General features: G+C 42.6%; 13 protein-coding genes and 1 pseudogene. 9 read left to right on the plus strand and 5 right to left on the minus strand.

The genetic code is table 11. The features are described from left to right. From V7K62_RS13805 to V7K62_RS13820, 4 genes are all read right to left on the minus strand, one after another. On the minus strand, positions 1–841 hold an 841-nt coding region (locus V7K62_RS13805; protein WP_334864798.1), incomplete at its 3' end, for a HEAT repeat domain-containing protein. Positions 842–992: 151 nt separating this feature from the next. Then, on the minus strand, positions 993–1,289 hold the full coding sequence (locus V7K62_RS13810) for a hypothetical protein (protein WP_334864800.1): 297 nt from the start codon (positions 1,287–1,289) through the stop codon (positions 993–995). A gap of 296 nt (positions 1,290–1,585) precedes the next feature. Continuing rightward, positions 1,586–1,972 carry an endonuclease domain-containing protein gene (locus V7K62_RS13815; RefSeq protein WP_334864802.1) on the minus strand — a complete coding sequence of 129 codons (387 nt, stop codon included), beginning with the start codon at positions 1,970–1,972 and terminating at the stop codon, positions 1,586–1,588. A 349-nt stretch (positions 1,973–2,321) separates the two neighbouring features. Then, positions 2,322–2,798, minus strand: coding sequence for a hypothetical protein (locus V7K62_RS13820; protein ID WP_334864804.1), 477 nt, complete (start codon positions 2,796–2,798; stop codon positions 2,322–2,324). Positions 2,799–3,130: 332 nt separating this feature from the next. Between V7K62_RS13820 and V7K62_RS13825 the strand changes: the two genes are divergently transcribed. From V7K62_RS13825 to V7K62_RS13850, 7 genes and pseudogenes are all read left to right on the plus strand, one after another. Continuing rightward, positions 3,131–4,096, plus strand: coding sequence for a homogentisate phytyltransferase (locus V7K62_RS13825; protein WP_334864806.1), 966 nt, complete (start codon positions 3,131–3,133; stop codon positions 4,094–4,096). Between the two features lie 3 nt (positions 4,097–4,099). Beyond that, the gene (locus tag V7K62_RS13830; protein WP_334864808.1) at positions 4,100–4,573 is read left to right on the plus strand and encodes a tetratricopeptide repeat protein; all 474 of its coding nucleotides are present in this window, start codon (positions 4,100–4,102) and stop codon (positions 4,571–4,573) included. Positions 4,574–4,642: 69 nt separating this feature from the next. Continuing rightward, positions 4,643–4,780, plus strand: a pseudogene (locus V7K62_RS31555) (hypothetical protein); the annotation flags it as partial. Between the two features lie 196 nt (positions 4,781–4,976). Then, the gene (locus tag V7K62_RS13835; protein ID WP_334864810.1) at positions 4,977–6,206 is read left to right on the plus strand and encodes a tetratricopeptide repeat protein; all 1,230 of its coding nucleotides are present in this window, start codon (positions 4,977–4,979) and stop codon (positions 6,204–6,206) included. Positions 6,207–6,282: 76 nt separating this feature from the next. Next, on the plus strand, positions 6,283–7,890 hold the full coding sequence (gene cobA, locus V7K62_RS13840; protein WP_334864812.1) for a uroporphyrinogen-III C-methyltransferase: 1,608 nt from the start codon (positions 6,283–6,285) through the stop codon (positions 7,888–7,890). Positions 7,891–7,925: 35 nt separating this feature from the next. After that, on the plus strand, positions 7,926–8,522 hold the full coding sequence (coaE, locus tag V7K62_RS13845) for a dephospho-CoA kinase (RefSeq protein WP_334864814.1): 597 nt from the start codon (positions 7,926–7,928) through the stop codon (positions 8,520–8,522). 382 nt (positions 8,523–8,904) lie between these two features. After that, entirely contained in the window at positions 8,905–9,210 is a 306-nt protein-coding gene (locus V7K62_RS13850; protein WP_334864816.1) for a hypothetical protein, read from the plus strand. A 129-nt stretch (positions 9,211–9,339) separates the two neighbouring features. On the opposite strand, the gene V7K62_RS13855 is transcribed toward V7K62_RS13850, so the two are convergent. Beyond that, entirely contained in the window at positions 9,340–10,794 is a 1,455-nt protein-coding gene (locus V7K62_RS13855; RefSeq protein ID WP_334864818.1) for a carotenoid oxygenase family protein, read from the minus strand. A gap of 313 nt (positions 10,795–11,107) precedes the next feature. On the opposite strand from V7K62_RS13855, the gene V7K62_RS13860 reads away from it, so the two are divergent. Both V7K62_RS13860 and V7K62_RS13865 read left to right on the plus strand, forming a co-directional pair. Then, a complete protein-coding gene (locus V7K62_RS13860) occupies positions 11,108–12,661 on the plus strand; it encodes a YcjF family protein (protein WP_334864820.1) in 1,554 nt (517 codons plus the stop codon). Between the two features lie 753 nt (positions 12,662–13,414). Continuing rightward, a complete protein-coding gene (locus V7K62_RS13865; RefSeq protein ID WP_334864822.1) occupies positions 13,415–15,166 on the plus strand; it encodes a serine/threonine-protein kinase in 1,752 nt (583 codons plus the stop codon). Positions 15,167–15,204: the final 38 nt, after the last annotated feature.

Genomic DNA, 15,204 nt, shown 5'->3' on the forward strand with positions numbered 1-15,204 from the left:
CGGAACGAACATTTGAGTCAACGGATTTATCCCTGAGGATGTCAGCGATGTCTTTGACGTAGGGTTTGGCAGCCTCCCCCAGATTTCCCAATGCCGATGCTGCACCGGAACGAACATTTGAGTCAACGGATTTATCCCTGAGGAAGTCGAGGATGTCTTTGACGTAGGGTTTGGCAGCCTCCCCCAGATTTCCCAATGCCCATGCTGCACCGGAACGAACATTTGAGTCAACGGATTTATCCCTGAGGATGTCAGCGATGTCTTTGACGTAGGGTTTGGCAGCCTCCCCCAGATTTCCCAATGCCGATGCTGCACCGGAACGAACATTTGAGTCAACGGATTTATCCCTGAGGATGTCAGCGATGTCTTTGACGTAGGGTTTGGCAGCCTCCCCCAGATTTCCCAATGCCTCTGCTGCACCTCTACGAACAATTGAGTCAACGGATTTATCCCTGAGGATGTCAGCGATGTCTTTGACGTAGGGTTTGGCAGCCTCCCCCAGATTTCCCAATGCCACTGCTGCACGGGAACGAACATTTTTGTCAACGGATTTATCCCTGAGGATATTGGCAGCTTTCTCGGCAATTCCCTCTGCTTTGTTGCCCACGGATTTTAAATCTTTGAGATTATATTCAACTAATTTATCCAGAGCATATCCCTTAACTTGGTCGTATCCGTCATCAAGGGCGGCTACTATCCCGTTAATCTGCCAATCTTGGGGTTGGGGTTTGGGGGTTTCTTTAGCGTTTACCCAAGGTAGAGAGAGGAGGAGAGTTAGGAGTAGGGTGAAACAGAAAAGGAAAAAGAGCGGCTTGCTGGTGTGGCGGGGTGTGGTGAGCATAGTTCGGGGCAAGATGGCAGATTACACGCGGCTATGAGTATAATATCAAGCTTGCAATTCCTAATTCCTGATGAGAGTCTTTAATGCCAGGACTTACGCAAACAATAGCCGAAACCCTTATTTTTGGGTAGGGGCAATTCATGAATTGCCCCTACCGCGTGTAGTTTTGCGTAAGTCCTAAATGCTCGTGAGCGAGTATTAAAGACTCATTAACGAAGCTCCGAGGTTCATCGATGATGCTCTGAGGTTCATCGTCGATGCTTTGAGGTTCATCAACGATGCTTTGAGGTTCATCGACGATGCTCCGAGGTTCATCGGCGAAGCTCTGAGGTTCATCAACGATGCTTTGAGCTTCATCAACGATGCTCTGAGGTTCATCGACGAAGCTCTGAGGTTCATTCACGATGCTTTGAGGTTCATCGGCGATGCTTTGAGGTTCGTTCGCCAAAATAAATACATCTCGTTTTGCAAATCAGGAGACTCTCAATACAATTCGGTTAAGAGGATGAATGAACAAGTCCTCTTCTTGGTAGCAAAATCGTTGGAGATCCCCCTAAATCCCCCTTAAAGAAGGGGGACTTTGATTCTAGTCCCCCCCTTTTTTAAGGGGGGTTAGGGGGGATCTAGAAGTGCCTAAAATCACAGCCAACCACTTTTCAAACATCCTCTAAGGTGCATAGTCCTTAATGATCCCCCTAAATCCCCCTTAAAGAAGGGGGACTTTGATTCTAGTCCCCCCCTTTTTTAAGGGGGGTTAGGGGGGATCAGACGCTGTATCTGCTCACACACACTATCAAAGTGATTTAAAACTTGACTATTTGTAAACCTAATAATCTTTAAACCATAGCCTTCCAAAATGTTTGTTCTCTCCAGATCATAATCTTGACCTTCATCTGTAAAATGGCTATCTCCATCAATTTCAATCACTGTTTGTAAAGTAGGACAGTAGAAATCAACTATGAAATGATTAATCGGTCGTTGTTTGAAAACCCGAAATTGAAATTTTCTCAAATATCCACACCACAGCTTTTTTTCTGCTGGGGTCATATTTTTACGAAGTTCTTTTGCTCTTTCTACAAGCTTTGGATTGTAAGGTAAATGGAGATTGCTACTATTGAGTTTGTTTGTCATAGTTTCTAGTGTTTATACCCCCTACCCAATACTGCGTAGGTTTTGGTGCATAGTCATTCGAGATCCCCCCTAACCCCCCTTAAAGAAGGGGGGAACCGGAGTCAAAGTCACGCTTTTTAAGGCAATGGGGTTCAGTTAACGTTTTGATCCCCCCTAACCCCCCTTAAAGAAGGGGGGAACCGGAGTCAAAGTCACGCTTTTTAAGGCAATGGGGTTCAGTTAACGTTTTGATCCCCCCTAACCCCCCTTAAAAAAGGGGGGGACTAGAGTCAAAGTCCCCCTTCTTAAGGGGGATTTAGGGGGATCTCCAACGATTTTGCTACATCACTAAAGGCTTTTAAAAAATCCTTTAAGAATCGACAGCAGCTTTAGCAGCTTTACTTTTAATCGCTTTAAACCGTTCGCCTAATTGTTGAGCAATAGTTTTTAACCCTGGAGTTTTCTTTGCAGCAGTCTTCACGTAGTCGTAAACTGTCAAACTGCTACCCATTGCTTCGCTACCGACTGCCATTAAGGTATCATCTACCTGTTCCGTCAGTTGTCGCAGTCCAATCAAAACTTCGGTGAGGTTAGCGGCTAGTTGATAATCCCGCGCAAATTCATCTAAATCAAAACTGGCTGGTAAAATGTCTCGGTTAGATTGGGCAGCAATCAGGCTAGTGTTGACAAAAGATAGTCTTTTATCGCCCATCTTAAATAAGTTGCGTCGTTCTTCTGCACTCAGAGTCACGAGAAAGGGTAACTTTGCTTCAATAGTCGCAAAGGCTGCTTTAATTTCTTGGATATCTGCTGCGGAAAGGGAGGCGGTAATATTTTGGTAAGGCATTGGTTATTTACTCAGGTGAATCTGTTTGTTATGATTCCCACTGGTAAATGCGATCGCACAATCTTAAAGAATGGGGAATAGGGCAAAGTCATGCATAAATTTAGACATTCGGTGCGTTAGCCTACGGCGTAACACACCCTACGAAAATATTTACAGTCATTGCGAACGGAAGGAAGCAATTCGCTTGCGGCTGGGATTACTTCGTTCCGCTCGCAATGACATTGTGTTTTATTTAATATATATAGATACCATGTAGGCCTTTGGCTCTTGTTAATGACCAAATTCTGTGACAATGATTAACAACCAGCCAGAATACTGTATCTAAGCTACTCATGAGCCAAAGTTCTCAAAACAGCCCTTTACCAGGCAAACCTGTTCAATCATCTTTCAATTGGTTATACGCTTTCTGGAAATTCTCTCGCCCTCACACGATTATTGGTACAAGTCTGAGTGTTTTGGGTTTATATTTAATTGCCATTGCCATTAGTACAGACGCGATTAATCCCATCTCTACCTATTCCCTACTCCCTGTCTTCGGCGCATGGATTGCTTGTCTGTGTGGCAATGTCTACATTGTCGGGCTGAATCAATTAGAAGATGTGGAAATTGACAAGATTAATAAGCCTCATTTACCCCTAGCATCTGGTGAGTTTTCCCAGCAAACTGGGCAATTAATTGTCGCTTCTACTGGGATTTTGGCGCTAGTTGTGGCGTGGCTAACTGGCCCATTCTTATTGGGGATGGTGGCGATTAGTTTGGCCATTGGTACTGCATATTCTTTACCGCCAATTCGCTTAAAACAGTTTCCCGTTTGGGCGGCGCTGTGTATTTTTTCGGTGCGCGGTACGATTGTTAACTTAGGGCTATATCTGCATTACAGTTGGGCATTACACCAAAGCCAAACAATTCCGCCTGTGGTATGGGTGCTGACGTTATTTATATTGGTGTTTACCTTTGCGATCGCCATCTTTAAAGACATCCCGGATATGGAAGGCGATCGCCTCTACAATATTACTACTTTCACGATTAAACTCGGCCCGCAAGCTGTGTTCAATCTGTCTCTTTGGGTAATAACTAGCTGCTATCTGGGAATCATTCTGGTTGGGGTGCTACGCGTCGCCTCAGTTAACCCGATATTCTTGGTAGTTACTCATTTGGGGCTATTGGCTTGGCTGTGGTTGCGGAGTTTGACGGTAGACTTACAAGATAAAAGTGCGATCGCTCAATTCTACCAATTTATCTGGAAACTCTTTTTTATGGAATATCTGATTTTTCCTATCGCCTGCCTTTTGGCTTAGACAATGCTAGAAACCTTTCCCACTAGTTCGATTATCGCTGCTGTTGTAGTTGTTCTCAGTCTATCAATCCTGGGCTATTTCGCCTGGAAAACTTTGATTACCTCAGACTTGTTTCAAAAAGGCATCAATCTTGCTCAAGCCAAAGATTACCAAGGTGCAGAAGCAGCCTTTCGCAAAGTGATTTCCATCAACTCTACTAATGATGTGGTGCGCTTGTTTTTGGGAGATGTTTTAAATCAGCAAGGACAAGTAGAAGAAGCAACAGAATTATTCCGGGAAGTCATTCGCCGTAGTCCGAAAAATCCTGATGCTTACTTGCGTCTGGCGAATATTCTCATGCAGCAAGAGCGAGAAGAAGAAGCTAAAACTAACCTACTACAAGCTAAAGATTTATTACAAAAACAGCGCCAACCTGAAAAAGCTAAAAAAATCACTCAACTGTTAGATAAGATGAGTGCTAAGTTAAGCGAATCTTAAATTTAATGAGAATTGCAGAGATTAAATCTTCCTGTTGTGTCTCCTAATTTTTTTACCATTCCCATCATTATGGTGAGAATGGTTTTTCTTTTGGAACTTTGCTATCTATGGCAAACGAATTTAGTTTGGTTACACATATTATCTGACTCGCTCATTGCACTAGCTTATTATTCAATTCCAGCAATTGCCTTGACTGCCTTTGCAAGAAACGATGGCCAGGAATATAGGAGAGTACACTTGTATCAAGTTAGCTTAATCACTTATAATTTCTGCTATAACCCCGCGAAAGCTACGGTTTTGCTTCCCTAAGAGCAAGCAAAGAGGGGCTGGGGTGGGGTATTTTTTTGATGGGAATTAGCCCAACTTGATATTAGATGTAAACCAAGCAGGTAAGGTAATAAAAATGCTGAAAAACAAGAATCTACTGGTAGCAGCTATTATCTGCTTGTGTTTGAGTAATGGGAATACTGCCTTTGGTAAAGATGTTGGCGTTATTTTAGCAAAAATTCAAAACTCCCCTCAGTCCCCAGTTATTCGGAATAAAAACGCAGTTGCTAACTTCGAGCAAGGAAACAATCTCTACAAACAAGGAGATTTAAAAGGAGCGGAGGCGGCTTTTCGGAAGGCAATTGAATTGGAACCCAACTTTGCACAAGCTTATATTGCCTTGGGAAATACTCTCGACGATCGAGGTAAACCACAAGAAGCGATCGCACAATACAATAAAGCCATTAGCCTTGCTCCTCAAGACTCTGTAGCATACTTTAATCTGGGTTTGACTTTAGCAAGACTGAATCAGTTAGAAGCTGCGATCGCACAATATAAAAGAGCCATCAGCCTTGAACCCAAGTATGCTGAAGCTCACTATAACTTAGGAAATGCTTTTTACACTCAAGGCAAGCTCACAGAAGCAGTCACCGAATATACAGCAGCTATTCGCCTCAAACCAGATTATGCACCGACTTATACGCGTTTAGGAAATGTTCTATACGATCGAGGTGAGCTAGCAGAAGCAGTTGCCCAATATAAAAAATCCATCAGCTTCGATCCCAACTATGCAGACGCTCACTATTACTTAGGAAACGCCTTATACGCTCAAGAAAAGCCAGCAGAAGCAATCGCCGAATATACAGCAGCCATTCGCCTCCAACCGAAAAATCCAGCCGGTTATAATGCCTTGGGAAATACTCTGTACGCTCAAGGTAAACTAGAAGAAGCGATCGCACATTACAAAAAAGCCATTAGCTTCGCTCCCAACTATGCAGACGCTCACTATAATTTAGCAAGTGCTTTTTACGCTCAAGGCAAGCTAACAGAAGCAATCGCTGGCTATACCGAAGCGATTCGCCTTGATCCCAAACACGCACAAGCTTACACTGGTTTGGGAAATGCGATGGACGATCGAGGTAAACCTCAAGAAGCGATCGCACATTACAAAAAAGCCATTAGCCTTGTACCCAACGATGCATTCACTTACTATAATTTGGGAATCACTTTAGGAAGAGAACAACAGCCAAAAGAAGCGATCGTTAATCTCAAAAAAGCTAGAGAATTATTCCAAGCTGATAAAAACAAGGAGATGGTTGAGCAAATTGATCGGCTAATCCAAAAAATTAATACCGAAACGAATTGAAATTATCGGGATTGGGGATTAGGGATTGGGAAAGCAGAACTATTGATTATTGACAAATGACAAATGACAAATGTCCATGACTCAAGAAAGGGGTAAAGTCTACCTGGTAGGTGCTGGCCCTGGAGATGCGGCATACCTAACAGTAAAAGCTTACAATCTCTTAGCTGCTGCTGAGGTGTTAGTCTACGATGCTTTAGTAGATGCTCAATTATTGCAGTGCGTACCAGATGATTGCCTGAAGTTGGATGTCGGCAAACGCGGCGGCAAACCCAGTACAAGCCAAGCACAGATTAACAAGTTACTGGTAAAGCACTGTCTGCAAGGAAAACAAGTTATACGGCTCAAATCAGGCGATCCGTTGATTTTTGGGCGTTGCACTTCCGAAATTGAAGCGTTGAAAGCATCCGGTTGTGATTTTGAACTAGTACCAGGAATTTCCTCGGCCCTGGCAGCACCTTTGTTAGCAGGAATTCCCCTAACAGATCCGGTGTTAAGCCGCACTTTTGCAGTACTTACAGCTCATGAACCAGAGGTTTTAGACTGGGAGGCACTCTCACGGTTAGAGACACTGGTAATTTTGATGGGAGGGCGACATCTCGCAGAGATTGTAGATCAACTGGTGCAGCATGGGCGATCGCACCTAACGCCCATTGCGATCATTCGTTGGGCGGGAACTCCCGATCAACAAATTTGGATAGCGCAACTGGGCAATATTCTGGAACAAACCACCGGATTATCCCTTTCGCCGGCGGTAATTGTTATTGGCGAAGTTGTTGGGCTACGGAAGTACTTACAACCTGAGAAAATAGATTGTCAGGTTTCGATTACAGCCAAAACTTTTAGCCCCCCTGCTATGTCAAACAATTTCCCCCTATCTCCCCTTCCCCTTACTGGTAAAATGATCTTGGTGACACGTTCAGTTGGACAGTCGAGTCAATTTAGCGATCGCCTGATTGCATCAGGTGCAACAGTCATCGAAATGCCTACCTTAGAAATCGGCCCGCCCTCCAGTTGGGAAGCTTTGGATAATGCGATCGCTCATTTATCTGACTTCGATTGGTTAATTCTCACTTCTACCAATGGCATAGACTACTTTTTTGAAAGGCTAATTGCCCAAGGTAAAGATAGCCGTGCCTTAGCTGGCGTCAAAATTGCCGTCGTTGGTGAAAAAACAGCCCAAAGTCTCAAACAACGCTCTCTGCAAGCAGATTTTATTCCCCCCAACTTTGTTGCCGATTCTTTAGTGGAAAATTTCCCAGATAAATTAGATGGTAAAAAGGTTTTATTTCCCAGAGTTGAAAGCGGCGGCAGAGAAGTTTTGGTTAAGGAATTAACTCTCAAGGGAGCTAAGGTGATAGAAGTTGCGGCATATCAATCTTGTTGTCCTAGTGGTATTCCACCTGCGGCAAAGTTAGCTCTCCAAAACCGCAAAGTAGATGTGATTACTTTTGCCAGTTCTAAAACTGTACAATTTTTCTGTCAACTTACTAACAATATATTTCCCAACAACTCTGATGCTAGCCAATTCTTAGAGGGAGTTTGTATTGCCTCTATCGGCCCCCAAACCTCCAAAACTTGTCATGCTTTATTCGGACGTGTGGATGTAGAAGCCCAAGAATATACTTTAGATGGTTTAACCCAAGCACTGATCGCATGGGCGACAAATTCTGAGATCAGGGAGTGAGGGAGTAGAAGAGAATAACTAATGAAAAATGACAAATGACAAAACGTATAATCGGCTTAACCGGAGGTATTGCCACAGGCAAAACCACTGTCACCAATTATTTAGCTAGCGCTTATAATTTGCTGATTTTGGATGCAGATATTTATGCTAGAGAGGCAGTATCTTTAGGTTCGCCTATTCTGGGCGCGATCGCTCAACGTTATGGGGAAGAAATTTTACTACCAGATGGCAGCCTCAACCGCCAAAAGCTAGGCGAAATTATCTTTAATCGTCAAGATGAACGCAACTGGATAGACAATTTGATTCATCCTGATGTGCGCGATCGCTTCCTCAAAGCAATTGCCCAATCTTCCTTACAAACACTGGTGTTAGTAGTACCTCTATTATTTGAAGCGGGAATGACTGATTTGGTTACAGAAATCTGGGTAGTACATTGTTCCCAAGAGCAACAGCTACAAAGATTGATACAACGAAACCATTTAAATAGAGAACAGGCACGAGCCAGGATTACCAGCCAATTATCTATCGAGCAAAAAGTGGCTGATGCAGATGTCGTTTTAGATAACTCTTCTACCCTAGAAGTATTACTGAAACAGGTAGATGTAGCTCTAAAAACTACAACTAGAGACTAGATCCTATTTATATTAAAATATATACATATATGACATTTTTTAGACATAAAAAGCTGATCAATTAATACTAGAGATTCAAGCAAAAAAACTCATATCTCACCTAATCTTGTCCCATAGTTCGGTGATTTTACAGTTGAATCTACGGTTAATAGTGTTGTAGATTTAAGTTATATCATGTCCGGCTGATTAGTTGTCATTGCGAACGAAGAGAAGCAATCTCCGAACCCTTGTGATTGCAACTCTTGGAGACGCTACGCGAACGTTGCACTCGCAACGACTATCGTAAGTTATTAAGCGGACATGATATTAATCGGTTTGAAAATGAATCATCAGTTCTATTTTTTAATTGTTTTTAAGTGCCTTCTCTTCAATCAGAACAGGTATGAACTTAAGTTTTAGTTTTTTAAATAAATTAGCTCTGGTTATCTCTCCAGCAACCGAATTAAAACAAAAGAATAAAACCCATGATTACAGACAACAAATTTGGGGAGGCGACTACATATTTGAGCGCCTCAATGAAGGAAGAATTGGGCACATGACTGGAGTAGGTAAAGGCATCAAACCCTGCGATCGCATTATTTTACGAGAAGGTTGTGAATCTTATCAATATCAAGTTGAAGAAATTGATTACTACTCCGATCCATCTGATATGTGGATAGCTTTACTCAAGCAAGTACCGAATGAGTAAATATGAAAGTCAACCAGTTGCTTCAATTCTATAGATGAAGATTCTCCTTCTCTTACTAGATAATAATGATCAGGGGGTTAGGTTTTTCCTGGGCTTTTCTACATCAGGTGAATTTTGAATTTTGAATTGTTATGCTGGGTTCCAAGTGCCGTGGAAGCTGTGAGGAATGACGCTAGGTAATCCTAGTTTGCAAACAGGTTCTGCATCCAGGCGATCGCTATCAAATACCCAAACTTCACTACTATGAGAATTACCATCGTATACAACGCTTAACACCCAGCCTTGCTCAGGGTTTTGGGCATCTTGGGCATGGATGGGTTCTGAAGGATAGCGGTTTTCTCCTAAGTCTGCTTCGGTGAGGGTTTCGGTTTTGTAGTCGAAGCGGGCGATCGCACCGAACCATTCTTTGTCTATATCCCCTCTTTCGGGCATTAATAATATGTAAGTATAGCGCCAAGGTTGCCCAACTTGCGTAGCTTGCCGCCCTAAGCATCGCTGCACAACTGGAAATTCACACTTGCGCTTGACAACTTCCTGTATTGCTGTCACTTTAGCAGTTTGGGGATTGAGACGCACTTGCCACAATGTTCCTCTAGGAACTGTGTGCGTCTCACCACTTGCAAATTCTCTGAGATACTCATTAGTTTGGTGAAAATCTGCATATCGCACCATGTCCAGAATCACAGAACCGTCTTCATCTTCATAGCCATTGCCAAAATGCCAATTAAACCAAGGATCGGTTTCGCCACGACTAACTAAAGATAAGTTTTCCCGGTCAAAGATTAACACCTGGGTTCCTAATTGAGGTTCCCACAACAGAGATTCACTAAAGGTAGTCAAACCTAGCAAAAGTGAGAGCATTTTCATCCGCATCGGTGGCATGAAAAACACCAAATACCTTTGAGTTAAAACAAAATCATGCATTATCGAGTAGCGATCTAGCTTAAAAGCAGTTTTTTGGATAATTTTGCCAGTGCCATCGCTTTTGTAGAGATTCAGTTGTACAGTACTTCCGATGCTGATGCCAAAGTTAAAAATCTCGCCTGTTTGTGAATCACGCTTGTAGTGAGCAGAATAAGGTAATCCGTTATCCAAAGCACCTAAATCATCTAATCCCTTCGTTTCTAAAGTTTGCAAATCAAGGGCGTAGGGATTGGTTGCTTCCCATAAAGCCAATAATTTATCAGGTAAAGCCAACACTGAAGTATTGGCTGCATTCTTGACCTTTTGCCCCCAGCGCTTCCAGATGGGGCCTGGCGGATGCATCCCATAGATACCATAAAGAAACCTATCCGCTTGAGTTTCAGCTAAATATTCTGCTGTTTCCACATAGCGATAGACTCCGGTAACTCCTGCATCCGTGAAATGGACGCCGAGAATTGCCCCATCTCCATCAAACCAGTGTCCCACGCTATCGCCACCGCGTTCTAGCCGTGCGGGGCCATTGCGGTAAAGTGTGCCACGCAAGCCATCTGGGATTTTGCCAGAAATAATTGACAGTTGGGTAAGAGGAAATTCTTTTGCTGGTTCTGCGATCGCACTAGCCCAAGATTTTTTTATTGACTTTTTAGTGATAGTATGCATCTTAATACTTTTTGAAATATTGATGTAGACAATTGCATTCTTACATTGTGGCAATTTTTGAAAGATGCAAAAAATGGAGTGATATGATGTCCACTTAATTGCTTATTAAACTCCAAGAACCCCACCCCGACAAAGCGAGGCTTTGGTGGGGTGGGGTGTAATGACTGTGGTTTAGCATAACTAAATTATGCGTACATGATATGAACGTTGTTGGTTTAACAAAAACTGCTTCTTACTACTCTGGTAAAAAATGCTGAAACTATTAAGATTAGAAGCATCTGCCTACTAAAATACTTACTAATCTTTCCCAGCCATGCCTCTGTCACGCATAGTAACGCTGATTGTTGGTCTGATCGTCATTTTGGGGCTAGCCCTATGGCTTATTGATTCCCTATCACGGCTCTACTGGCAATTGTCCTATTCGCCGTTGCTAGGCAATTTGCTGTTGTTGCTGCTGATTGTCCTCATTGGAGCCTTGGTTGCCGCTTTCGTTTATTATGTATTGGTGATTCGGACTGGGGAAAAGCGATCGCGCCGTAACCCGAAGCGAGTGACTGCGGCACAAATTCCGGCTGCTAAATCTGACGCTGCTTCGACAACTCTCCAGGCTGTACGGCAACAGGTAGGGCAAATTCAAGATGAAGTCGCACGCCAAGCTTTATTAAGTCGCTCGCGAGAGATTGAAGCCAACCTAGCACGGGGTGAAATTCAAGTAGTGGTATTTGGTACGGGGAGTGCTGGCAAAACTTCCCTGGTTAATGCGATTATGGGACGGATGGTCGGTCAAGTGGATGCACCAATGGGTACAACTCAGGTTGGGGAAACCTATTGTCTGCGGTTGAAGGGATTAGAACGCAAGATTTTAATTACAGATACACCGGGGATTTTAGAAGCAGGGGTGGCGGGAACGGAACGGGAACAGATGGCGCGAGAACTGGCAACAGAAGCAGATTTACTGTTGTTTGTGGTAGATAATGATTTACGACGCTCAGAATATGAGCCGCTGCGGGGGTTGGCAGAAATTGGGAAGCGATCGCTTTTGGTGCTGAACAAAACTGATTTATATACAGATGAAGATAAAGAATCTATCCTCGCGAGATTGCGTCAACGGGTACGGGGATTTATTGCTACTAATGATGTGGTAGCGATCGCTGCTAATCCCCAATCTGCACAACTAGAAACTGGCGAAACCTTCCAGCCAGAACCGGATATTGTTCCCTTGCTACGGCGCACGGCTGCTGTTTTACGCGCCGAAGGTGAAGATTTGGTAGCGGATAATATTCTTTTACAATCTCTGCGATTGGGAGACGAAGCGCGAAAACTCATCGATGGCCAGCGTCGCCGTCAAGCTGACAAAATCGTAGAACGGTTTCAATGGATTGGTGCTGGTGTGGTATCAGTCACGCCGATACCAGTTGTAGATTTATTGGCGACAGCTGCTGTTAATGCTCAAATGGTTGTGGAAATTGGCAGAGTGTACGGCTGTGAATTGAATATGGAACGGGGACGAGAATTAGCCCTTTCTTTAGCGAAAACCATCGCTAGCTTGGGCATTGTTAAGGGAGCAATTCAATTATTATCTACAGCGTTGCAACTCAATGTAGCCACCTTTATTATTGGTAGAGCAATTCAAGGCGTGACAGCAGCTTATTTAACGCGAATTGCTGGTAAAAGTTTCATTGAATATTTCCGTCACGACCAAGATTGGGGTGATGGTGGAATGACGGAAGTTGTACAGCGACAGTTTCAAATTAATCGCCGAGATGAATTTATTAAAGCTTTTATTCAAGAAGCGATCGCGCGAGTGGTGAAGCCGTTACAAGATAAATCGGAAGTCGTTGAACACGATGAAGAAATCAATAGTTAAACAATTAAAAAATCAATGTGTTTACTGTTTAGCCTATTGACAAAACTAAAAATATTTTCATCTGGAATAAGTATTCTTTGGTAAAAGAGAAATTAGCCCCTTGGCATTTCCAGAAATTATAGTTTCTATGCAGTGACTCTTAGAGGTTGTTTGAAAAGTGGTGACTGAGGTATCCAAAACTTTAGATCCTCCTAAATCCTCCGATAAATTGGAGGACTTTGAGAACGTTATTCCCCCCTTAAAAAGGGGGGCTAGGGGGGATCTAGATACAAGCGTAGACTTTTCAAACATCCTCTTAGAGGATGTTTGAAAAGTATTGAGCGAATAGAATGAGACTGTTGGCGAATTGCGATCGCTATCCTCAAAAGCTTGAGATGTCGTAGCGTCTCACCGCAGAAATTGCGGTTTACATGAATTCGCCAACAGTCTCATAGAATTCGCTACTACACAAAACTTAATCCACGGAGGTGGACTAATGAAGAATCAAGGTTTTTTAACCTGCGGAGGCAGGTAAAGTCTCGTGTAGCCGCGACTTCTAGTCGCCACGGCTAGTAATCAATTAGACTTTTCAAACATCCTCTTAGATAGATTAAGAATTTTAATAAAATATTATCTTTGGTTACGCAATAATACTTAACAAATTAAACTTGGATTCAAGGTATCAAAACTCTGGTTATTTATTTCTAAAGCATTCCGGAAACAGGAGGGAATGTCAGAAAAACTAAATAAAAGGACTTACTGAGTAACCAGGTCATGACCTACCACATAATCGGTAAATTACTACAAGGGCGTTACCAAATTGTCCAAAGCCTGGGTGCAGGGGTGTTTGGACAAACATACATTGCTGTAGACGTAGATTATCCAGAGAATCCCAAATGCGTTATTAAGCAGATTAAAGTTAGCAGTTCCGAATCCGGCTACTTGGATATGTTGAGGTTAATGTTTCTGACTGAAACCCAAACCCTCGAACTTCTGGGAAGCCATGACCAAATTCCTGAATTCATCGCCTCCTTTGAAGAAAACGAGCAATTTTATTTAGTGCAAGAGTGTATTGAAGGACATGCGCTAACTGCGGAATTGCCCATTGATCAACACTTCGGGTGTCTGTGGAGTGAAAACGAAGTTGTAGAATTTCTGATCGATGTCTTAGGTATTCTAGAATTTGTTCACTCTCAAGGCGTGATTCATTGCGATATCAAACCGGAAAACTTGATCAGACGTACTGTTGATAACAAGCTAGTTTTGATTGACTTTGGCTCAATCCAGTCTATCGATTTTGGGATAGGTGCAGAATTGCCCATTTATAGAATTCCCGTCACTTCATTGGGATACATACCGCCAGAGCAATTTATTGGTCAAACACAGCCCAACAGTGACATTTATGCTTTGGGTATGATTGCTATCCAGGCTTTAACCGGGCTAGAACCACTACAATTAAAAGCTGATCCTTATACTAATGAAATTTTTTGGCGTTCTCAAAACACGCCAGTTAACGATTATCTAGCTGCTGTTCTCAGCCAAATGATCCGCTATAATTACCAAGACCGCTTTCAGTCTGCGGGTGAGGTGCTGCGGGTACTCAAACAAATAATCTGGGAACCTCAGCCATCAGAAACATTAGAGGAAGATTCTCAATTTTCCCTAGAAGTAGCGAAAAATCCTGCGTGTGGAAAATTATCCCCATTATTAACGGGAATGAAAGTAGGACTGGCAGCTAATTCTTTATTGATGGGATTTGGTGTATATTCTTTAGTTAATAATGCACCTGCATATTCAGAAACAGATACTTTATATAAAGCAACAAAAGAATATCAAGCAGGAGATTTAGAAGAAGCGATCGCACTCGCTAAATCAATTCCCTCCCACAGCAATGTTTATCCAGAAGCGCAAGCTACAATTGAAGAATGGCAAGAGCAATGGCAAGTAGCCGCACAGCAATACGAAATAGCCCAAATAGCTTTTCATGAGAGTAGATGGTCAGATGTTCTTCATACTGCTGCGAAAGTTCCGAAGATTTTATATTGGCAATCTAAAACAGATAAACTGGTTCAGAAAGCATCCGTCAACATTGAAGCACAGACGCAAGATTTATTAGCAAAAGCTTACGAAAGAGCCACTGAAAAAGATTTTTCTGCCGCTTTACAATATCTGCGTCAAATTCCTCAAGAAAGTCATGCGGGTGCTTTAGTTCAAGACAAGTTAGCTGAATACAATCGAAAGCGGCAGATCAGAGCAGCCTACTTTTTACAGAAAGCCTATAAAAAAGCATCTATTGGTGATTTTGATCGGGCTGTAAAATTTCTCAAAAATATTCCCCAAGATACTCTAGTTTATGCTCAAGCTCAAGTCAAATTGAATGAGTATACTCAAAAACAACGTGTGCTAACTGACAATCAAAAGATAGCTTCTGCAAAAAGAAAAAATTTATTCGTCCCGAAAAACTCAACTACTAAGGTTGAATATCTTCAAGGAGTAAATTACGTGCAAGAAGTTAATATTCGCTAACTTTAGTAATTTGTAATGACGTAGCTGGCGATCGGACA

The organism is Nostoc sp. (genome assembly GCF_036917935.1).
Taxonomy (GTDB): Bacteria; Cyanobacteriota; Cyanobacteriia; order Cyanobacteriales; family Nostocaceae; genus Nostoc.

Bases quoted from the DNA above. Each gene is read 5' to 3' on its own strand.
- V7K62_RS13815 (WP_334864802.1), bottom strand. From the start codon at position 1,972: ATGACAAACAAACTCAATAGTAGCAATCTCCATTTACCTTACAATCCA.
- V7K62_RS13820 (WP_334864804.1), bottom strand. From the start codon at position 2,798: ATGCCTTACCAAAATATTACCGCCTCCCTTTCCGCAGCAGATATCCAA.
- V7K62_RS13825 (WP_334864806.1), top strand. From the start codon at position 3,131: ATGAGCCAAAGTTCTCAAAACAGCCCTTTACCAGGCAAACCTGTTCAA.
- V7K62_RS13830 (WP_334864808.1), top strand. From the start codon at position 4,100: ATGCTAGAAACCTTTCCCACTAGTTCGATTATCGCTGCTGTTGTAGTT.
- V7K62_RS13835 (WP_334864810.1), top strand. From the start codon at position 4,977: ATGCTGAAAAACAAGAATCTACTGGTAGCAGCTATTATCTGCTTGTGT.
- cobA (WP_334864812.1), top strand. From the start codon at position 6,283: ATGACTCAAGAAAGGGGTAAAGTCTACCTGGTAGGTGCTGGCCCTGGA.
- coaE (WP_334864814.1), top strand. From the start codon at position 7,926: ATGACAAAACGTATAATCGGCTTAACCGGAGGTATTGCCACAGGCAAA.
- V7K62_RS13850 (WP_334864816.1), top strand. From the start codon at position 8,905: ATGAACTTAAGTTTTAGTTTTTTAAATAAATTAGCTCTGGTTATCTCT.
- V7K62_RS13855 (WP_334864818.1), bottom strand. From the start codon at position 10,794: ATGCATACTATCACTAAAAAGTCAATAAAAAAATCTTGGGCTAGTGCG.
- V7K62_RS13860 (WP_334864820.1), top strand. From the start codon at position 11,108: ATGCCTCTGTCACGCATAGTAACGCTGATTGTTGGTCTGATCGTCATT.
- V7K62_RS13865 (WP_334864822.1), top strand. From the start codon at position 13,415: ATGACCTACCACATAATCGGTAAATTACTACAAGGGCGTTACCAAATT.